Genomic DNA, 18,534 nt, shown 5'->3' on the forward strand with positions numbered 1-18,534 from the left:
CTCAGCGAACATGATGTTGGTGGCAGTGCGGGACTCGCGCCACCACCCACCCGTGGAGGAAGCCACCCCATGAGCCGCACCCCCAACCCACCCATCGCACGCCACGCCGCATACGAGTTCGTGCTCACCACCGCCCTGTTCTTCTCCGTACTCACCGTCATCCGATGGCTCGCCCACCCCGGCTCGCCGATTGCCATCAGCGATCCCGACCTTCTGTTCCCCACCGTCGGCACACTGGTTGCCCTGCTGATCGGCGGGCTCATGGTCACTCCGCCCGGCCGCGCATCCGGCGGCCACATGCACCCTGGCGTCAGCGTCTTCGTCTGGCTGACCGGCGGTATGCCAGGTCGCGCCGTACTGCCCTTCGTCGCCGCTCAGTTGGCTGGTTCCCTGGCAGCGACGGGCCTGGCCCGGCTGGTCTGGGGCGATGCGCTCACACAGATCGGATACGCCGCCGTGCACCCGGCCGCGTCCTGGGGTGACGGCCTGCTCTTCCTCGTCGAGGGCGGCTGTCTGGTGCCGATTTTCCTCGGCGTCGCCCTGGTTGCCTCGCGGCCGACAACTGCCAAGTACATCCCGGTGGTCATCGCCGTCGGTGTCGGCCTGGTCGTAGCAACTCTGGTGCCGTACAGCGGCGCCAGCATCAACCCCGCCCGCGCCCTGGGCCCCGCCATCTTTGCCGGGCACCACGACCACCTGTGGGTGTACCTCACCGCCTCCGTCCTCAGCCCCCTCCTCGTTGCTCTCACTCTGCGCGCCCTCGCCCGTCGCGCTCAGCCCACCTCCGCCTGATTTTCAATCCGCTTTTCAATCCGCACCAACATCTCGGAGTACGACCATGACCCTCACCCGCGGACTGCTCATCGCCGGCCAGGAGGTTCCTGCTTCCTCCGGCCGCACCACCGCCGACATCGACCCGTGGACCGGCCGGCCCTACGCCCGCGTGGCCGCGGCCACCCCCGCAGACGTGACCGCTGCCATCACCGCCGCCGAGGCAGCCTTCGAGCAGTGGTCCGACCTCGCTCCCTCCCAGCGCCGCCGGATCCTCTTGCGGGCCGCGGACCTGCTCGACCAGCGCACCCCCCAAGTTGTCGAACTCATGTCCCACGAGGTCGGTGGGGCGGCGCCCTGGGCCGCCTTCAACGCGCACTTGGCCGCCGAGATCCTCCGCGAGGCCGCCGCCGGCATCACCCAGCCCACCGGAGCGGTCCTTACCACCGACCTACCCGGCGCCTACTCCTTGCAGGCCCGTGTCCCCGTCGGTGTGGTCGCCGCCATTGCCCCGTGGAATGCCCCGCTGATCCTCGGCACCCGTTCCGTCGCCATGGCGCTGGCCATGGGCAACACCGTGGTGATGAAGCCGTCCGAGGACGCCCCGCTGGCCTGCGGTCTCTTCCTCGCCGATGTTCTCCAAGAAGCCGGCCTCCCGGACGGCGTGCTCAACGTCGTGACCAACGACCCCGCCGACGCTCCCGAGATTGTCGAAACACTCATCAGCGATCCCCGTGTGCGTATGGTCAACTTCACCGGGTCCACCGCTGTGGGCCGCCGCATCGGCGTCCTGGCTGCCGAACACCTCAAGCCTGCGATCCTGGAACTCGGCGGCAAGAACGCCTTGATCGTCCTCGATGACGCCGACCTGAACTATGCGGTTGACGCGGCCGCTTTCGGCTCCTTCATGAACTCCGGCCAGATCTGTATGTCGGTCGACCGCGTCATCGTCCACCGCGGCGTCGCCGAGGAATTCACCACCCGGTTCGCCCGCAAGATCGACTCCCTGCCGTACGGCGACCCGTGCGACCCGCACACAGTGGTCGGTCCCGTCGTCAACACCCGCGCCGCTCAGCGCGTCACCGCCCTGATCCACGACGCCCTCGGCAAGGGCGCCCACCTCGCCAGCGGAACCGGCAAGGTGGAGGGCGCCGCCGGCACCCTGCTCCGGCCCATGGTCCTCACCGACGTCACCCGTGACATGGATGTCTTCCACGGCGAGATCTTCGGCCCGGCCACCGTGATCCACACCGTCGACAACGACGATGAGGCCGTCGCCCTCGCCAATGACACCCCCTACGGCCTGTCCGGTGGCGTCATCACACAGGACACCGCGCGAGGCCTTGCCATGGCCCGCCGGATACACACCGGCATCTTCCACATCAACGATCAAACCGTGGCCGACGAACCGCAGGCCCCCTTCGGCGGGGTGAAGGACTCCGGCTACGGCCGCTTCGGTGGCCGTGATGGAGCCGACGCCTTCACCCAGACCCGTTGGATCACCGTCCAGGCCCACGGACGCGCCCAGTACCCCTTCTGAAATCTGGTGCGCCGTCGTCGACGCGGCGGAGGAGGTGTGGGTCTGGCGTGTCGGAGGCGGCCAGTAGCCTCGGGCGCCATGGGTATTGAGATCGATGTAGTGGTGGGTTACCCGATCAACGATGAGATGGAGAGGGTGCTCGGATTGGCCGAGGCGGTCCGCGAGCCCGTCACGGTCACCTTCATGTGGGAGGGGCGTGAAGAGGCGGACCGCGCGGTGCTGGTGCCAGCGGCCACGCTGGCGCTCTGGGAGCATTGGGCCCCCACTGCCTACCCGACGAGTTCCGCTCGGGACGAGAACCGGGATGTGGAGAAGGAGCAGGAACTGGCCCACCCAGCGGAATTCGGCGCGTTCACGCTTTTTCGTCGGCGTCTAGGAGGGCGCACGGCGGTTGCTCGCGAAGGCGTGGTGGTCGCCGAGCTCCTGGACCCCGACGAGGCGCACTGGCTCCAGGAGAAGGCCCGCAATGTCCGCCAGGGGTTCATGGACCCGAAGCAGAAGGCCGCGTTCGAGGAGTTCCTTGCCCGGCAGGCATCCCTCGACGAGCAGTGACGCGTCGACGCGTCGACTCATGCCTGGCTGGCTGTGTCTGCTTCTTCGGGGATCAGGCACAGATTTCGTGAGGACGATCAACGGGGGTCGAACCTCGGTGACACAACGTCATCTGGGCTGTGGTCGATGTCCAGAAGGGGTTATCGGAGCGGTCCTTGTTCGTCGATGAACACGGTTGGTGTGGACAGGAACACATCGGCGTTCACGGGGCCGTAGGCGATGTTGAACGTGTCCAGCCAGTACGACCAGTCCCGGATCCCCAGTGCACTGCTGAAGCGGTAGTTGAGCTGCCAGCGCACCCACTGGCCAGGGATGAGCCGGACACCTGGGGGTCGCCGCTGCCGAGGCGGCAGGGCGAACAAGGGCTGCACTCGTGGAAGCACGCGGAGTCGACCATCTGCTTCATGGAGCTGGACATCGACCTTGCTCAGGTCTTCCCGGCTGTCATACGGCTCGAAGGCGTCACGCTCACGCATGCGCGAAGGAGGCTGCATCATGCGGGAGAGCGAAGCCGACCGGGGCAGCGTTCCTGCGCGAGGCAGCCTCTCCTCCCCGGGACTCCTTCGTCCAGGACGTCCGTATCCACTGGACGGTGATCTCCATGGCGTACCCCCGCCGAGGCGTTGAGGGACTCACTCTATGTCCCTCAATCACCGGACCTGTCCGGCGGTTCCTGACGGTGCCGGCCGGCGGGCGGGTGGCGGTGAGGAGGACGCGCTTGCGGAGGAGGGGGAGTTTGGCCCGGCCGAACATCTGGCGCTTGATCATCTTGATGTGGTTGACCCGGCCTTCCACCGGACCGGAGTTCCAGCAGGTGGTCAGGCCCTGAACGACCGCGTCCCAGTCCTTCTCCAGGCCGGTGGTGCGCTCGGGACGCACCGCGACGGAGTACTTCGACGATACCGCTTAGGCGGCGTCCCCTGTCGTCACGGCACTGGGCCGACACACCGGTCTGCCCTGTGCGTTCGTCCGCAAGCAAGCCAAGCCGTACGGCACCTGCCGTCTGGCCGAAGGCTCGGAAGTGGCAGGGCGTCGAGTGCTGGTGGTCGAAGACGTCGTCACCAGCGGCGGGCAGATCGTGCTGTCGACGGCTGAGCTGCGTGCTCTCGGCGCGGACATCAACTCGGCTCTGTCTGTGATCGACCGCGAGCAGGGCGGTGCCGAAGCTCTGGCGGCGGAGGGGATTGAGCTCATTTCCCTGCTGACCGCCACGGACCTGCTGCCGCAGATTTGTCAGCTTGCCTGCTCCGCCTTGGTTTTGGTGTGGGCGAGGCGATAGGACTCCGTCTCGGTCTGGATGATGGCGCCGCTGAAGGTGCCGGTCGACGATGGCCGGGCAAAGCCGCGGGTCTGTGAAGGTCTTCGTTCAGGCGCCGAACGACTCGTTGGAGGCGATCGCGACGCTGTTCTTCTCCTCTCGTTCGGTCAGAACCTGGAACAACAGCTCGGCCCCGCGCCGGTCCAGCTCCATGTAGCCGAGCTCGTCGGTGCATAAGAGATCGACGCGTCCGTAGCGGACGATGGTCTTCGACAGCTGCTTCTCGTCGGAGGCCTCGGCCAGTTCGTTTACGAGCTTGGTCGCCAAGGGTGTAGCGCACCCGGAAGCCCTTCATCGCTGCCTCGGTGCCCAGCGAGATCAGCAGGTGGGACGAAGATCCGCAGCGACTTCTCGCGCGGGCTGGGCGGCCGTGTTGCGGCGCTCAGACCGGCGCCGTGCGCCTCCGGGCGCATCGCAGCCCTCTCACGGGAGCGCGTCACCGGCACGGTCGCCACCATCCTCGAACAGGACATCGCGGACGGCACGCTCCGCGCGGACGCCGATCCCGACGACGTCACCACGATGCTCATCGGAGTGTTCCTCGCCATCACATCCGGCGCCCCCCAGGAGCAGACGGATCGCCTGCTCGACCTCCTCACCGACGCGGTCCGCCCGCGCACGAGTGCCGGTACGGACTCGTGATCAGCGGGGCTCGGCAGTAACTGATCGTTTCAGAATGCGATGCGCAGTCAGTCGTCTCAAGCAGATGATGGAGCAGGCGAGTTCGAGCAGTGCCAAGTCGAGGTCGGCGCGTATCTCGTAGCAGGTCCCCAGGTGTTTGAAATGCTGGAGCCAGGCGAAGCTCCGGGCCTCTCGGCTGCCTGGTCGTTCGCCAGGGCGAGTGAGGCCGCGTACTAGTACTGCAACGGTGCTTGCCGTGACTGCTGGCCAGCTCGTTCGTTGGTGTGGTTATGGGTGGGGACCTTGCTGAAGTCAGGCTGTGGGCCGGAGAGCTGGACGTACTGCATGAGCGGTTCGTGCACCGGTTCAGCCGGGAGGAGCCGCGTCAGTCGGCGCTTGCTTATATGCGGGGGCTGGTTGCGCCGCTGCAGCGCAAGAACGGCTGGACGCTGGCGGAGGAGGCCGGGCATGCCGGACCCGATCGCATCCACCGGCTGCTGAACCGGATCGAGTGGGACGCCGACGAGGTCCTGGACGACGTCCGCGACTACGTCGTCGAACACCTCGGAGACCGGGACGCCGTCCTGATCGTCGATGACACCGGGTTTCTGAAGAAGGGCATCCGTTCGGCCGGCGTGCAAAGGCAGTACTCCGGGACCGCCGGCCGCACCGAGAACAGCCAGATCGGGGTGTTCCTCGCCTACGCCACAGATCGCGGACGCACGCTCATCGACCGGCGGTTGTATCTGCCCACGTCCTGGACGGACGACCGGGAACGGTGCCGGCGGGCGGGCATCGACGACACGGTCGGCTTCGAGACGAAGGTGGCCATGGCCAAGGCGATGATCCGCAGGGCCATCGCCGACCGGGTGCCGTTCGGATGGGTGACGGCGGACGCCGCCTACGGCTTCAGCAAGGGCTGGCGGTTCGAGCTGGAGCAGGCGGACGTCTTCCACGTCATGGCCACCACGCGGCACGACACGGTCGTCACCCGCTGGTCCATCGACCACCCCGTCCACGACCTGTTTCCCGGCCTGCCGCGGCAGAAATGGAAGCGCCGTTCCTGCGGCGCGGGAGCTCACGGCCGGCGGATCTATGACTGGGCCCGCGTCGAGGTGAGGCCCTGGCACCGCGAGGACCGCCGACACTGGGTTCTCGCCCGCCGCAGCGTGAGCAGGCCCGAGGAGATCTCCTACTACATCGCCTACTGCCCGGCCCAGACCACGCTGGACGAGCTGATCCGCATCGCGGGCAGCCGATGGGCGGTGGAGGAGTGTTTCCAGACGGCGAAGCAGGAGTGCGGTCTCGACGACTACCAGGTCCGCCGCTACCCCGGCTGGCATCGCCACATGACCCTCGCTATGGCCGCGCATGCCTGCCTGACAGTCCTGCGGGCCCGCGAGCTGGATGCGGAGAAAGCAGAAACGGATCCTCCCAGCTCATCCACTACAGCCTCGCCGAGATCAGAAGATTGATCACCCGCCTCACCAACCGCCGTCCCACCCCGGCCGACCACATCCTTCACTGGTCGACATGGCGTCGTCGACGCCAGCACCAAGCCCGCATCAGCCACTACAAACGACGCGGACACAGCCCCTGAACTGGTCAGCAATCAGCTCAAGCACCGTTGCAGTACTAGGGCGCGTATCGAGTCGTGATCAATTTGCGGGATGTGCCTTCGTGGCACGGTCCGGTCCGATAGACGGTCTTACGTGACGCGAGTGCAACTGACCGATCCGGATTGGGAGTTCATCGAGCCGTACCTGCCGATCGGCGAGTACGGCCCGCACCCCGAGCGACTGCGGCAGCAGTTCGAGGGCGTGATCTGGCGGTTCAAGACGGGCCGGCAGTGGCGGGAGATGCCGACGGAGTTCGGCGCCTGGTCGACCGTCCACAACCGCTTCCGGCAGTGGCGTGACGCCGGCGTCTTCGAGGCCCTGCTGGAGGGCCTGATCACGGAAGCCGCGAAGCGGGGTGAGGTGGACCTGTCCCTGGTCAGCATCGACTCCACCACCGCCCGAGCCCACCACGACGCGGCCGGGATGCACCTCGACGAGGACGTCGTCATCGCCCTGGAGAAAGCCGCAGCCGAGGAGGAGAAGGCCAAGGTCAAAGGGGGCGGCCTCGAAGAGCAAAACGGGCAAGAGACCGAAAGTGATCCCGCGCTGGAAGAACGACGACGCATCCGGCGTCGGCGGAAACTCCGGCTGAAGGTCGCCCTCCTCGGACGTTGCAGAGGCGGGCAGACCAGCAAGGTCCACCTCGCCGCCGACAGCAAGTGCCGCCCGCCGGCGTTCATCCTGACCACAGGCCAGGCAGCGGACAGCCCGCAGTTCATCCCCGTCCTGAAGAAGGTACGGGTACGCGGGCCCGTCGGCCGACCCCGCATCCGGCCGGACGCGGTCGCCGGGGACAAGGCGTACTCGTCCCGCGGAAACCGCGCCCACCTGCGCGGTCATCCCGGAGAAGAAGGACCAGGCCGCCAACCGGAAGAAGAAGGGCTCCAGAGGGGCCGACCCGTCAGCCACGACGCCGATCTCTACAAGGAGCGGAACACCGTCGAACGCCTGATCATCAAGCTCAAAGCATGGCGAGGCATCGCCACCCGATACGACAAGACTCCCGACAGCTACCTCGCCGGTCTCCACCTGCGCGCCTCGATGATCTGGATCAAGGACCTCACCAGGACCACCCGATGATCACGACTCGATATGCCCCTGGGTGACGCGCTGAGGTGCCGGACGCCAAGGGCCGGCGGGAGTTGAGTCAACGGTCAACCAGCCGTGGACGCGGGGCCTCACCCGTGGATTCCGCGTCGGTGTCGTCGGTGCCGACCGGGCCGCGGGGAAGCATCCGGTCCAGCCACTTCGGCAGCCACCAGTTGGTCCGGCCGAGGAGTGTCATGGTCGCCGGTACCAGCACCATGCGTACGACCGTGGCGTCGATGAAGATCGCGGTGGCCAGGCCGAGCCCGAACATTTTGGTGGAGGGGTCCTCGGCGACGGCGAAGGACAGGAAGACCGCCACCATGATGAGGGCGGCCGAGGTGATGATCCGGGCGGTGCCCGAGACGCCCTCAACGATCGCCGTGCCGTTGTCGCCGGTGCGCAGGTACTCCTCGCGTACGCGGGAGAGGAGGAACACCTCGTAGTCCATCGACAGGCCGAACAGGATGGCGAAGAGGAACGTCGGGATGAACGACACGATCGGAACAGTCGCTTCCAGCCCGATGAGTGCGCCTCCCCAGCCCCACTGGAAGACCGCGACCATGATGCCGTAGGCCGCGCCGATGCTCAGCAGATTCAGCAGTACCGCCTTCAGCGGTACGAGTATCGAGCGGAAGACCAGCATCAGCAGCAGGAACGACATCGCCAGCACGGCGGCGACGATCACCGGCAGGCGTTGGCTGGTGCGTTGGCCCACATCGGACAGGCTCGCGGCGGCGCCGCCGACGTGGGCCCTGGCCGGGCCGTGCCCGATCGCCGTGGGCAGCACGTCGGTGCGCAGCCGGGCGATGGTGTCGGCCGTGGCCTTGTCCTGAGGGCTGGTGGTCGGGAACACCACGAGGGTCGCGATGCCGGTGGCCCGATCGATGTGCGTCGGCGCGACGGATGCGATGCCCGGATCCGCCGCGACCGCCCCGACGAGTCGGTCCAGCACTCCCGGATCACCGGTGGGGTCCGCGGCGATGACGAGGGGACCGTTGGTGCCCGGGCCGAATCCCTCGGCGACGAGGTCGTAGGCCCGGCGCTCGGTACGGCTGTGGGGCAGTGAGCCGTCGTCGGGCAGGCCGACGCGCAGGCCGAGCACGGGCAGCGTCGCCGTCAGCAGCAGCGCCGCGGCGCCGACCGCGTACGGCACCGGGTGCCGGCTGACGTGCCCGATCCAGCGACGCCACCCGGCGGCGTGGGCGGCGCCTGCCGCCGGGTCCCGCCGCCGTGCGAGTCGGCCCAGCTTCCTGGTCTGCAGAGCCCGGCCGATCCGGCCGGCCCGGGCCAGGCGCGGGCCCGCCGCGCCGAGGAAGGCCGGCAGCAGCGTCACCGACGCGAGCACCATCGTCAGGACGACGATCGAGACGGCAACCCCGCCCACCGTCATGAACGGCACGTTCGCGACCGCCAGGCCGAGGATCGACACGACGACGGTGCCGCCGGCGAAGACCACCGGCCGCCCCGCCGTTGCCACCGCTCGTCCGGCCGCCGCCTGCGGATCGAGCCCGCACGCGAGGTACTCCCGGTGCCTGGCGAGCACGAACAGCGCGTAGTCGATGCCCACTCCGAGCCCGACCATGCTGCCCAGGACCGGTGCGAAGGTGGGGACCTCTGTCACCCCCGCCAGTACCGTCATCGTGGCGACCCCGACGGTCAGCCCGAAGACCGCCATGCCGATCGGCAGCGCGGCGGCGACGAGCGAACCGAACGCCAGGAACAGGATCGCGGCCGCGGCAAGGAGGCCGATCAGCTCGCTCGCGCCGCCGTCGGGGTCGGAGAAGGCGTAGAAGAGGTTCCCGCCCATCTCGATGCGCAGCGGCAGCTCGGCGCGCAGCCGGTCGCCGAGATCGACGAGGGCGTCGAGGTCTTCGGCCGACAGCCGGCTCTGGTCGGGGTACTGCACCCGGACGACCGCGATCCGCCCGTCGGCCGAAACGAGGCCGCCGCGCACGGCGGTGTCCCCGCCCGCGTCGAGCGCCCCCGCCGGGTCGCTCGTGCCGAGCACGTGCGGCAGCCGCTTCACCTCGGCCCGCAGCCGCGTGAGAGCGGTGCGCGCGCCGTCGTCGTCGAAGAACGTCGCACCGTCGTCGAGGGGGGTGACGACCACTTGGGCGGTCATCCCCTCCTGGCCGGTGCCCGTCCGCTCGATCAGTTCCGCGGCCCGTCGGGAGTCCAGTCCCGGAGCGGTCATCGAGTCCGCGGTCCGCCCGCCGAAGGCGACGGCGGCGAGGACGGCGAGCGTGGCGGCGATCAGCCATGCCGCGATCACCCGCCAGGGATGGCGGGCGGCGCTTGCGCCCAGGCGCAACAGGGCTTTCGAGAGCATCGGGTCCTCCAACCACCTCGTCGGCCGTCCTTGTACGGCCGCCGATGCCGAGGCTCGTCGCCACGGCGCTCCGCGGCATCGGCCCGCGGGCCGCGGATCCGTCGGCCCCGGGGCGGAGTGACGCCCCATCCTTTCGGCCGATGCGCGGCACGCCGCGGTCCCTAGGCTGAGAACCGTGCTCCGAGACGACCTGCGAACCCTGTGGACCGAACCCCGGCCGCCCGACGCGCCCGCCCGGGTGCGGCGGGACTGGGCGCTGCTCGCCGCGGGCCTTGCCGGTGTGGCGCTGGAGGCCACCCTGCGCGAGAACGTCGTGTGGCGGCCGGTGGCGGTGGTGTTCGCCGTATGGCTGTGCCTGCTGCCCCTGTGGCGCCGGACCCGCCCGCTGGCGATGGTGACGCTGGCGTTCGGCTCGGTGATCCTGCTTCAGGTGGCCTCGCTCGTCGCCGCACCGCGCGAGCCCGTCGGCCTGTACACCGGCGCGGTCGTGCTCGTGCTGGTGTACACGCTGCCCCGGTGGGGATCGGGACGCGAGATCGTGCTGGGCGGCGCGGTGATCCTCGCGGCCGGCGCGCTGTGTTCCGTCACGGACGAGACCCCGGTCGTCGAAAATGTCGTGGGCTTCGTCTTCCTGCTGCTGCCCGGCGTGGTCGGGGCTGCCGTGCGGTTCCGGGTGACCGCTCGCGAGCGGCAGTTGGAACAGGTGCGCTCCCGCGAGCGCGAGCAGCTCGCCCGGGAACTGCACGACACGGTGGCCCACCACGTGTCGGCCATGGTGATCATCGCCCAGGCGGGCCGGGTGCTCGCGGGCACCGACCCGTCCGCGACCGTCGAGGCGCTGGAGGGGGTCGAGGAGGAAGGGGCGCGCACGCTGGAGGAAATGCGCGCCATGGTCGCCGCGCTGCGCGACCGCGGGGTCGGCGCCGAGCTGGCGCCCCCTGCCGGAGTCGCGGATCTGGAGCGCCTGGTGCGCACCCCGGGTGGTCGCCTCAGGGTCGACCTGGGGCTCGACGGCGAACTGGACGCGCTGCCCCCGGCCGTGGACGCGGCCGTCTACCGGATCGTGCAGGAGTCGGTGACCAACGCGCTGCGCCATGCGGTCGACGCGACCGAGCTCGTCGTTCGGGTCGCCGCGGAACGGCACACGGTACGGGTGAGCGTGCGCGACAACGGCCGGCGCACCGGCCGGGGTCGCGACGGATACGGACTTACCGGACTGCGCGAGCGCGCGACCCTGCTCGGCGGCACACTACGAGCCGGCCCGGGTACCGACCGGGGCTGGCAAGTCGAAGCCGAACTGCCGAGAGCGAGGAGCGAGAGCGGTGTCCATTCGCGTCCTCGTCGCTGACGACCAGACGATCATCCGCACCGGGTTGCGGATCATGCTGAACGCCCAGCCCGGCATCGAGGTGGTCGGCGAGGCCGCCGACGGACAGGAAGCGGTACGTCTGGCCCGCGAACTGCGCCCCGACGTCTGCCTGTTCGACATCCGCATGCCCGTACTCGACGGGCTCGAGGCCACCCGGCTGGTCGCCGGCCCGGGCGTCGCCGACCCGCTGGCCGTGGTCGTCATCACCACGTTCGACCTCGACGAGTACGTCTACGGCTCACTGCGTGCCGGCGCCCGCGGATTCCTCCTCAAGGACACGGGACCAGACCTTCTGGCCCAGGCCGTACGGTCGGCGTCCGACGGTGAGGCGCTCATCGCGCCCAGCGTCACCGTCCGTCTGCTCCAGGCATTCGCGGACCTGCCCGCCGGCCGGCCCGTGGCCCAGCCGGTCTCCCCCGTCACCGCCCGCGAGGAGCAGGTGCTCCTCGCCGTCGCTCGCGGGCTGACCAACACCGAGATCGCCGATGCACTGCACATCAGCCTCAGCACGGTGAAGACGCATCTGGCCAGCCTGATGGCCAAACTCGGCGCCCGCAACCGGGTCGAGATCGCGATGTGGGCCTACGAAACGCGCCGTATCCTCCCCGGAACCTGAGCCGGGTGCCGGGCCATGTCCCATGAGTCCCCGCCTGGACATCAGTGCACCGGTCGGCTCACGTCGGCTCCACGTGCCTCACCCGCCCCAGAGCGTGACGTACCAGGAGGCCGGAACTGGGACGGTGAGACACCCGATACGACAAGACTCCCGACAGCTACCTCGCCAGTCTCCACCTGCACGCCTCGATGATCTGGATCAAAGACCTCACCAGGACCACCCGATGATCACGACTCGATACGCGCCCTAGTCCGCGTGGCTCGTCAGCGTGTAGTCGTCGCCCCGGTCGCCAGCCATGTCACGCCAGTGCTTTTCAGCGGAGCGCATGAGGTCGTCGCCGAGGCGTTCGAAGAATCGGCCTGCCAGGGCGAGCCGGGATCCGGTGGCGGTCTCGGCTCCGAAGAGTTCGGCGCCGCGCAGCGCGGTGGCGGCGAACCGCTGGTTGGCGGCGACGCTGGCCGCGACGGTCCGCAAGCCCGCCTTGTCGTCGAGGAAATACCGGTGGCGGCGGCCACGCTCATCGCGGCCGCGCCGGATCAGATCCTGCCGTTCCAGCAGGCGGACCGTGTGCGAGATGGTTGCCGCGCTGACTTGCAGCTGCTGCGCCATCTCGATGGCGGTGCGACTGCCGGTTTCGGAGGCGAAGAGGCAGGCCATCACGCGGGCGGCGGTGCGTGGGAGGCCGGTTTCGACAAGTGCTGTGGTGAGGTCGGTGACGAACGCGGCCGTTGCATCGGGGTCGGGGCCCAGATGCTCGATGGTCCGCTGTGCCGGGGCGGAGGGCTGCGGCCGGCGCTGGGCTCGGTGGGTGGTCGCGAGCTGTGCCAGTTCCGCGCGGTACCGGCCAGGTCCTCCGTTGCGCGCGACCTCGCGGCTCACCGTCGAGGCGGGACGGTTCAGGCGTCTGGCGATGTCGGCGTAGCTCAGGTGCTGCGCCAACCCCGCGGCGATCTGTTGCCGGTCGGCTCGGGTCAGCCTGCGTCCTGGCATCGGGGTCGGTTCCTCTGATTCGGTCGTCTCGGCACACAGTGTGTGCACTGGTCGCCGATCGTTGCAACACCCTCTCTTTCGCCGTGCATTGACCATCACTGTCATTGCAATCGTCAGTTGCGTAGCTGACCAGCGCAAATAGTTCGGTCCCGAGGAGATCGCCGTTGACTGGCATTTCGGCTCGTACCTAATGTTCGGCTCCGATCGCCGAACACGGGTGTCAGGTGGTCCCGGGTCGTCTCCCAGGAAAAGGCGAGGTGGCAGTGCGGCCAAGGTCGCCGTCGAGCTGATCTCCAGACGCACCCCGAGTGGTCCATGCGATCCGTCCGCCGGACCGATTCCCATCGACGCCCGGCCAGACGCAGCAACAGATGTCGATCAACTGTCAGGAGCATCCCATGCGAGCCAAAGGCATCACCTACGACACTGGCTTCACTCCGGGCGGAAAGAGTTCGCGGCCCGTCTTCGACGCCGACGCGGTGCGACGCGAGATCCGCGTCATCGCGGACGACCTGCACTGCGATGCCGTGCGGATCACCGGCGGCGACCCTGGGCGACTGGCCCTTGCGGCCCGGCACGCCGCCGATGCCGGGCTTGAGGTCTGGTTCTCACCATTCCCTTGCGAATTATCCGCCGAAGAGCTGCTGCCCTACTTCGCCACCTGTGCCGACCGCGCCAAGGAGGTGGGAGCCGACGTCTTCGTCACCGGCTGCGAGCTGAGCCTGTTTGCCGCCGACATTCTCCCCGGAGACGACTGCTTCGCCAGAATCGAAGCCCTGAGCAGCGGTGCCCCCGAGGCATTGGCCGGGCTCGCCGAGGTTCCGGCCCGGCTGAACTCCTTGCTGGCCAACATCGTAGAGACGGTGCGCTCACGGTTCCGCGGAAAGATCACCTACGCTTCCGGAACGTGGGAACAGGTCGATTGGGCGCCCTTCGACATCGTCAGTGCGGACGCTTACGGCGATGCCAGTGACGCCTTCCGTCAGGGCCTGCGCGGGTATTTCCAGCACGGCAAGCCGCTCGCAGCCACCGAGTTCGGCTGCTGCACCTACCGGGGCGCAGCCGAGCGCGGCGGCATGGGCTGGGTAGACGTTGTCGATCACGATGCCGATCCGCCCCGCATCAACGGCAATTACGTCCGCGACGAGGAAGAACAGGCCGAATACCTGCGGGAGATGCTCGCCGTCTTCGACGAGGAAGGTGTGGACACTGCCTTCTGGTTCACCTTCGCCGGCTACGAGTACCCGCACCACGCCGACCCGCGCTTCGACCTCGACATGGCCTCCTACGGGGTATGCAAGCTGATGCCCGACGGCAGCCTCGCACCGAAACGCTCATTCCACGTCATGGCTGAGGCATACCAATCAGCAACGTCAGCGTTGCCTGTCCAGGGTGAGGACGGCCTTAGCCAGTGACGACATGCGACCCACGCCAGCCGTAGCGGCAGCAGGGCAACCCAGCCGCGCGATCTGTGGGCCACGCCTTACCTCGACGGGCTCAGACAGACTTGACCTCGCCGCCGTCCATGCGGAGGGCCGAGCCGGTCATCCAGCGTGCTGCCGGTGAGACGAGGAAGGCCATGAGGTCGGCGATCTCGTCTGGTTCGCCGTAGCGTGCGATGCCCGCCTCCTGGGGGAACTTCGCGGTGGCCTCCTCAACGGTCATGTCGTGCAGTGGTGCCCAGCTCTCCAGCTGGGAGCGGCGGCGGCCGGTCATCACCGGTCCGGGCAGGACGCTGTTGACCTGAACGCCATCGGCGATGCCGCGATCGGCGAATGCCTTGGCGAGTGCGACGATCGCGGCGTTGATCGTGCCCACCGCGGCGTAGGGGGCTTTGGGGAGGACCGCCGTGTTGCCGGAGATCAGGACAACGGATCCCTTGGCCTCCTTCAGGGCCGGCCACGCGGCGACGGTGAGGCGGCGAGCACCGTGGAGCTTGAGCGCGAGCCCGTGGTCCCACTGCTCGTCACTCATGTCGAACAGGTCGACCTGTGCGACGGCACCCGCGATGTTCAGCAGGGCGTCGATGCGGCCGAAGGTGGTGAGGGTTGTGTCGACGACGGTGCGTGCTGCGGCGGGATCGGCAAGTCCACGTCGATGACCAGGGATTCAGCGCCTGCCGCGTTGACGGCGGTTGCCGTCCTCTCGAGGTTGGCACGGTTGCGGGCGACGAGCGCGACCGAGTCGAAGTCGCGCGCCAGCCGGACCGCGGTGGACTGGCCGATGCCCTGGCTGGCACCGGTGACGATGGCTACTGACTGGGACATTGTGCTTCCTGTTCACAAGGCGGCCCTTGTGGCCGGTGACAGTGCTGTCGGGGTGGCCTGGACCGGTGGCCATGCTCGTGTTCCTGCTCCTGTTCCTGTAGCCACCGGCCCGGGCTGCGAGGGTCAGTTCGTGAGGAATCCGCGCATGGCGGCGGCGATCTCACTCGCGTGTGTCTCGAGCGCGAAGTGGCCTGTGTCCAGCAACTGGACTTGGGCGTGAGGGATGTCCTGCTTGAATGCTTCGGCGCCGGCGGGCAGGAAGAAGGGGTCGTTGCGCCCCCAGATGGCCAGGAGCGGCGGCCGGTGGGTTCGGAAGTACTCCTGGAACGCGGGGTAGAGCTCGACGTTGCTCGCGTAGTCGAGGAAGAGGTCCAACTGGATCTCGTGCGCGCCAGGCCGGGCGAGGTAGTGGTTGTCGAGCGTGTAACCGTCGGGTGAGACCGAAGACTGGTCGGTGACTCCGTGGGTGTACTGCCACACCGTCGTCTCGGGTTCGAGCAGGGTACGGATCGCGTCGCGGTTGGCCTGCGTGGGTTCCTTCCAGTACGCGCGAATGGGGTTCCAGCCGTCGCTGAGCCCGTCCTCGTAGGCGTTTCCGTTCTGCGTGACGATCGCGGTGATCTGTTGCGGCCGCCGCAGGGCCAGGCGGAATCCGGTGGGGGCGCCGTAGTCGAAGACGTAGAGCGCGTGCCGGTCGAAGCCCACCGCGTCGGTGAAGCCTTCGATGATGTCCGTCAGGGCTTCGAAGGTGTACGTGAAGCTGTCACGGCTCGGCATGTCGGACTGCCCGAAACCGGGCAGGTCGGGTGCGATGACGTGGTAGCGATCGGCCAGCTGCGGGATGAGGTCGCGGAACATGTGGCCGGCGCTGGGGAAACCGTGCAGCAGGAGCAGCTTCGGGGCGTCGGAGGGGCCTGCTTCGCGGTAGAAGACCTTGAGGCCGTTCACATCGGTGGTTCGGTAGGCGATCGCGGTCATGATGCTTCTCCTTCGGGGCGGTTCGAGACGGGCTGCTGCTGGGGTGCCGCCACGTCGCGCACGGCGTCGAGGACGATGTCCACGACCTCGCCGGGTGCGGTGACCTGCGGCGTGTGGTCGACCGGGCGGGTCCGGGCGCGGGCGCCCATCCGCTCGGCCATGAAGCGCTGGGTGTCCGGGGCGATCATGCGGTCCTCCTCGGCGATGAGGGGCCAGCTCGGGCGGTCCTTCCACAGAGGCCGCTCCACCAGGGCGCCGATACAGGCCACGGCGATGGGGCGCTGCGCGGCCGCCAGGACGGCCTGCTCCTCGTAAGTGGCGTTCTGCGCGAAGGCGTTGGTGAAGTCCTTCTCGGGCAGCCAGACCAGCCCGTGGGAGTCGGGCTCGAGCTGCGGCCTGTTCGGATGCGGCTCACCGCGGTGGAAGACGTCGCCGGCGGACTCCCCTTCGTCGGGCGCCAGCGCTGCGACGTAGACCAGCGAGGCGACCTTCGCGGCGCGGGTCGACGCGATGACTACGCCGCCGTAGGCGTGGCCGACCAGGACGACCGGGCCCTCGAGTCGCTCCAGAACACGATCGAGCGCCGCGACGTCGTCGGCCAGCGAGGTGAGCGGCAAGGGCGCGGCGACGACGTTGATGCCGTCGTCCCTGAGCGGGCCGATCACCTTCCTCCAGCTCGATCCGTCGGCCCAGGCGCCGTGCACGAGTACGACGTCGATGCGTTTGGCGGACATGCTTCGTTCCTCATCTGCCGGACGTGGTCCAGCCGCCTCCTATGGCTCTGTCCACCACGTCGACCTAATGGATACAGAAAGGCTATACACGTTAGTTCTGTAATGGCAACCGCTGGCTAACATCCATTAGATCCAGTGCCTTCGGGGTCTCTGTCCAGCAGTGAGGCGGGGCAAGCTAATGGGTAACATGGTGTGCATGCAGGAGTGGGTCCGTCTTGAAGACATGCAGCGCGCCGGTTTCCCGATGGGCGGTGAACCCCTGGTCGCCCTCGACCTTGCGGACACCCAGATGCTCGCCGCCGAGCCACCGGTCGATCTGATCGACTCCCCGGCGGCCGGCGCGACCTGGTGGGCGCTGCAGGCATCGCGGCTCCCCGAAGGCCCCGCCCCCAGCCTCCAGGCCACCCGGACGCTTCGGGCTGCGATCCGCGACGTGTTCGACGCCCACTTGGCCGGTCGGCCCCCTCAGGACACCTCCCTCGAGGACATCAACGCGGCTGCCGCAGCTGTGCCCACGAGCCCGCGCATCGTGAGGTCCCAGGCCGGCACCATCACGCAGACCCGCTGGCACACGGAGCAGGGCGGCAACGCGGCCCTCGCCGCCGTCGCCCACGAGACCATCGGACTGTTCGCCTCACCCGAGCGACTCGCCGCCCTGCGTCGCTGCGCGAATCCGTCCTGCTCGATGCTGTTCCTCGCCGCGACCAAGCGGCGGACATGGTGCGCCGCCAACGTGTGCGGCAACCGGGTCAGGGTCGCCCGCCACTACGAGCGCACACGCGACGAGGCCCACAACAACCCGCGGACGAGCGCCGGCTAGAGCCGCTCGCAGCGCTGAGTGGGCGCGGGTGGGGTCCTCGCGGCGGCCATGGACCTGGCACGAAACGTTGGCCATATACCGCGCCTGGTTTGGTTCTTCTGCCGCCGGTCGTTCCCGGCGGACCGCCGGTCGCCCGACCGGCGGAAGCGAACCAGCACAGGAGAGAACAGTGAAGCGGACTCGTAAGGTACGGTTGGCGGTCGCCGCCGCGATGGTCGTCACCGGGTGCCTCGGAGGCGCCGGCTTGGCGGTCGCGGCGGATTCCGATCCCGCTCCCGCTCCCGTTCTGACGGAGGTGCCGGGTGCGGAGCCCCACGATGTCGAGCCGGGAGAGGTCATCCAGGACGGTGTGCCCGTCGGCACCCCGGAGGGCGACGACACCGCAACCACCACCGTGTCCCGATAACACGGTTGCCTCAGGCGCGTCGGCAGAAGCCGAGTCTGGCGGGCTACCCGTTGCCCAGGCGAATCCCTCCGCAACGTCGGTGACCTGCGGAAGTTAGCGTTGTTCCCGTGGTGTCTGCCGGATGCGAGGGCCCCGTATCCGGCAGCGTTCGAGAGCTGTGCATGTGATCGAGAACGACGTCCGGCTGCGCCACGGCGGGCCGGCGGGAGAACGGAGGCGGCCCGGTGCGGGTGCTGGTGATCGAGGACGAGGTCATGCTGGCCGAAGCGCTGCAGAGCGGTCTGCGCAGCGCGGCGATGGCGGTCGACATCGTCCACGACGGTGAAACGGCACTCGAGCACCTGGCGGTGACCGAGTACGACGCCGCCGTCCTGGATCGGGATCTGCCGGGTGTCCAGGCGATCAGCTGTGCAGACTGATCGTCGAGAACCACCCTGCCTGCCGCATCCTGATGCTCACGGCGGCGCGCCGCCTGGGCGACAAGGTCGCCGGGCTGGAACTCGGCGCGGACGTCA

The 18,534-nt window shown here is 68.6% G+C and carries 17 protein-coding genes and 3 pseudogenes; 12 read left to right on the plus strand and 8 right to left on the minus strand.

Translation table 11 applies throughout. The features are described 5' to 3' along the window. Positions 1–69: 69 nt before the first annotated feature. The 3 genes from OG254_RS47750 to OG254_RS47760 all read left to right on the plus strand — a co-directional run bounded on the left by OG254_RS47750 (position 70) and on the right by OG254_RS47760 (position 2,863). The gene (locus OG254_RS47750) at positions 70–792 is read left to right on the plus strand and encodes an aquaporin (RefSeq protein ID WP_405594323.1); all 723 of its coding nucleotides are present in this window, start codon (positions 70–72) and stop codon (positions 790–792) included. 46 nt (positions 793–838) lie between these two features. Beyond that, on the plus strand, positions 839–2,311 hold the full coding sequence (locus tag OG254_RS47755) for an aldehyde dehydrogenase (RefSeq protein WP_405594325.1): 1,473 nt from the start codon (positions 839–841) through the stop codon (positions 2,309–2,311). Between the two features lie 78 nt (positions 2,312–2,389). After that, positions 2,390–2,863 (plus strand): hypothetical protein, encoded by a 474-nt coding sequence (locus OG254_RS47760; RefSeq protein ID WP_405594327.1) that lies wholly within the window; start codon positions 2,390–2,392, stop codon positions 2,861–2,863. Positions 2,864–3,003: 140 nt separating this feature from the next. On the opposite strand, the gene OG254_RS47765 is transcribed toward OG254_RS47760, so the two are convergent. Both OG254_RS47765 and OG254_RS47770 read right to left on the minus strand, forming a co-directional pair. Continuing rightward, positions 3,004–3,339: a hypothetical protein gene (locus tag OG254_RS47765; RefSeq protein WP_405594329.1), complete on the minus strand. Its 336-nt coding sequence runs from the start codon at positions 3,337–3,339 to the stop codon at positions 3,004–3,006. After that, on the minus strand, positions 3,332–3,742 hold the full coding sequence (locus OG254_RS47770; protein WP_405594331.1) for a hypothetical protein: 411 nt from the start codon (positions 3,740–3,742) through the stop codon (positions 3,332–3,334). Before OG254_RS47770 ends, OG254_RS47765 begins: the two co-directional genes overlap by 8 nt. 157 nt (positions 3,743–3,899) lie before the next feature. On the opposite strand from OG254_RS47770, the gene OG254_RS47775 reads away from it, so the two are divergent. Beyond that, positions 3,900–4,142, plus strand: coding sequence for a hypothetical protein (locus OG254_RS47775; RefSeq protein WP_405594333.1), 243 nt, complete (start codon positions 3,900–3,902; stop codon positions 4,140–4,142). Here the strand turns inward: OG254_RS47775 and OG254_RS47780 are convergent. Beyond that, positions 4,097–4,512, minus strand: a pseudogene (locus tag OG254_RS47780) (ATP-binding protein); the annotation flags it as partial. The gene OG254_RS47775 and the pseudogene OG254_RS47780 sit on opposite strands and share 46 nt — an antisense overlap. Before the next feature lie 580 nt (positions 4,513–5,092). Between OG254_RS47780 and OG254_RS47785 the strand changes: the two are divergent. Both OG254_RS47785 and OG254_RS47790 read left to right on the plus strand, forming a co-directional pair. Beyond that, entirely contained in the window at positions 5,093–6,277 is a 1,185-nt protein-coding gene (locus OG254_RS47785; RefSeq protein ID WP_405594335.1) for an IS701 family transposase, read from the plus strand. A 237-nt stretch (positions 6,278–6,514) separates the two neighbouring features. After that, positions 6,515–7,501, plus strand: a complete 987-nt coding sequence (locus tag OG254_RS47790) for an IS5 family transposase (RefSeq protein ID WP_405594337.1) — start codon at positions 6,515–6,517, stop codon at positions 7,499–7,501. Between the two features lie 67 nt (positions 7,502–7,568). On the opposite strand, the gene OG254_RS47795 is transcribed toward OG254_RS47790, so the two are convergent. Continuing rightward, positions 7,569–9,839, minus strand: a complete 2,271-nt coding sequence (locus OG254_RS47795) for an MMPL family transporter (protein WP_405594339.1) — start codon at positions 9,837–9,839, stop codon at positions 7,569–7,571. Between the two features lie 175 nt (positions 9,840–10,014). On the opposite strand from OG254_RS47795, the gene OG254_RS47800 reads away from it, so the two are divergent. Together OG254_RS47800 and OG254_RS47805 are read left to right on the plus strand one after the other, a co-directional pair. Continuing rightward, entirely contained in the window at positions 10,015–11,187 is a 1,173-nt protein-coding gene (locus OG254_RS47800; RefSeq protein WP_405594341.1) for a sensor histidine kinase, read from the plus strand. After that, positions 11,162–11,824, plus strand: coding sequence for a response regulator (locus tag OG254_RS47805; RefSeq protein ID WP_384523517.1), 663 nt, complete (start codon positions 11,162–11,164; stop codon positions 11,822–11,824). Before OG254_RS47800 ends, OG254_RS47805 begins: the two co-directional genes overlap by 26 nt. 246 nt (positions 11,825–12,070) lie before the next feature. Here OG254_RS47805 and OG254_RS47810 read toward each other — a convergent pair whose 3' ends face one another. Further along, positions 12,071–13,159, minus strand: a complete 1,089-nt coding sequence (locus OG254_RS47810) for a helix-turn-helix domain-containing protein (protein ID WP_405594343.1) — start codon at positions 13,157–13,159, stop codon at positions 12,071–12,073. On the opposite strand from OG254_RS47810, the gene OG254_RS47815 reads away from it, so the two are divergent. Next, entirely contained in the window at positions 13,123–14,229 is a 1,107-nt protein-coding gene (locus tag OG254_RS47815) for a hypothetical protein (protein WP_405594345.1), read from the plus strand. The genes OG254_RS47810 and OG254_RS47815 overlap by 37 nt on opposite strands. 82 nt (positions 14,230–14,311) lie before the next feature. Here the strand turns inward: OG254_RS47815 and OG254_RS47820 are convergent. The 3 genes and pseudogenes from OG254_RS47820 to OG254_RS47830 all read right to left on the minus strand — a co-directional run bounded on the left by OG254_RS47820 (position 14,312) and on the right by OG254_RS47830 (position 16,793). Continuing rightward, positions 14,312–15,081: pseudogene (locus tag OG254_RS47820) on the minus strand (SDR family oxidoreductase). A 123-nt stretch (positions 15,082–15,204) separates the two neighbouring features. After that, positions 15,205–16,059 carry an alpha/beta fold hydrolase gene (locus OG254_RS47825; protein ID WP_405594347.1) on the minus strand — a complete coding sequence of 285 codons (855 nt, stop codon included), beginning with the start codon at positions 16,057–16,059 and terminating at the stop codon, positions 15,205–15,207. Continuing rightward, positions 16,056–16,793 (minus strand): alpha/beta fold hydrolase, encoded by a 738-nt coding sequence (locus OG254_RS47830; RefSeq protein ID WP_405594349.1) that lies wholly within the window; start codon positions 16,791–16,793, stop codon positions 16,056–16,058. Before OG254_RS47830 ends, OG254_RS47825 begins: the two co-directional genes overlap by 4 nt. 196 nt (positions 16,794–16,989) lie before the next feature. Here OG254_RS47830 and OG254_RS47835 point away from each other — a divergent pair, with 196 nt between their 5' ends. From OG254_RS47835 to OG254_RS47845, 3 genes and pseudogenes are all read left to right on the plus strand, one after another. Beyond that, positions 16,990–17,613 carry a CGNR zinc finger domain-containing protein gene (locus OG254_RS47835; protein WP_405594351.1) on the plus strand — a complete coding sequence of 208 codons (624 nt, stop codon included), beginning with the start codon at positions 16,990–16,992 and terminating at the stop codon, positions 17,611–17,613. A 169-nt stretch (positions 17,614–17,782) separates the two neighbouring features. Continuing rightward, positions 17,783–18,019, plus strand: coding sequence for a hypothetical protein (locus OG254_RS47840; RefSeq protein WP_405594353.1), 237 nt, complete (start codon positions 17,783–17,785; stop codon positions 18,017–18,019). A 224-nt stretch (positions 18,020–18,243) separates the two neighbouring features. Then, positions 18,244–18,530, plus strand: a pseudogene (locus OG254_RS47845) (response regulator); the annotation flags it as partial. Positions 18,531–18,534 lie beyond the last annotated feature (4 nt).

This window comes from Streptomyces sp. NBC_01092, from assembly GCF_045039535.1.
Taxonomy (GTDB): Bacteria; Actinomycetota; Actinomycetes; order Streptomycetales; family Streptomycetaceae; genus Streptomyces.

What these genes read in the sequence shown, in the direction of transcription:
- OG254_RS47760 (WP_405594327.1), top strand. Translation starts at nt 2,390, where the DNA reads ATGGGTATTGAGATCGATGTAGTGGTGGGTTACCCGATCAACGATGAG.
- OG254_RS47795 (WP_405594339.1), bottom strand. Translation starts at nt 9,839, where the DNA reads ATGCTCTCGAAAGCCCTGTTGCGCCTGGGCGCAAGCGCCGCCCGCCAT.
- OG254_RS47810 (WP_405594343.1), bottom strand. Translation starts at nt 13,159, where the DNA reads ATGGGAATCGGTCCGGCGGACGGATCGCATGGACCACTCGGGGTGCGT.
- OG254_RS47835 (WP_405594351.1), top strand. Translation starts at nt 16,990, where the DNA reads ATGCAGGAGTGGGTCCGTCTTGAAGACATGCAGCGCGCCGGTTTCCCG.
- OG254_RS47750 (WP_405594323.1), top strand. Translation starts at nt 70, where the DNA reads ATGAGCCGCACCCCCAACCCACCCATCGCACGCCACGCCGCATACGAG.
- OG254_RS47830 (WP_405594349.1), bottom strand. Translation starts at nt 16,793, where the DNA reads ATGTCCGCCAAACGCATCGACGTCGTACTCGTGCACGGCGCCTGGGCC.
- OG254_RS47825 (WP_405594347.1), bottom strand. Translation starts at nt 16,059, where the DNA reads ATGACCGCGATCGCCTACCGAACCACCGATGTGAACGGCCTCAAGGTC.
- OG254_RS47755 (WP_405594325.1), top strand. Translation starts at nt 839, where the DNA reads ATGACCCTCACCCGCGGACTGCTCATCGCCGGCCAGGAGGTTCCTGCT.
- OG254_RS47765 (WP_405594329.1), bottom strand. Translation starts at nt 3,339, where the DNA reads ATGCGTGAGCGTGACGCCTTCGAGCCGTATGACAGCCGGGAAGACCTG.
- OG254_RS47785 (WP_405594335.1), top strand. Translation starts at nt 5,093, where the DNA reads ATGGGTGGGGACCTTGCTGAAGTCAGGCTGTGGGCCGGAGAGCTGGAC.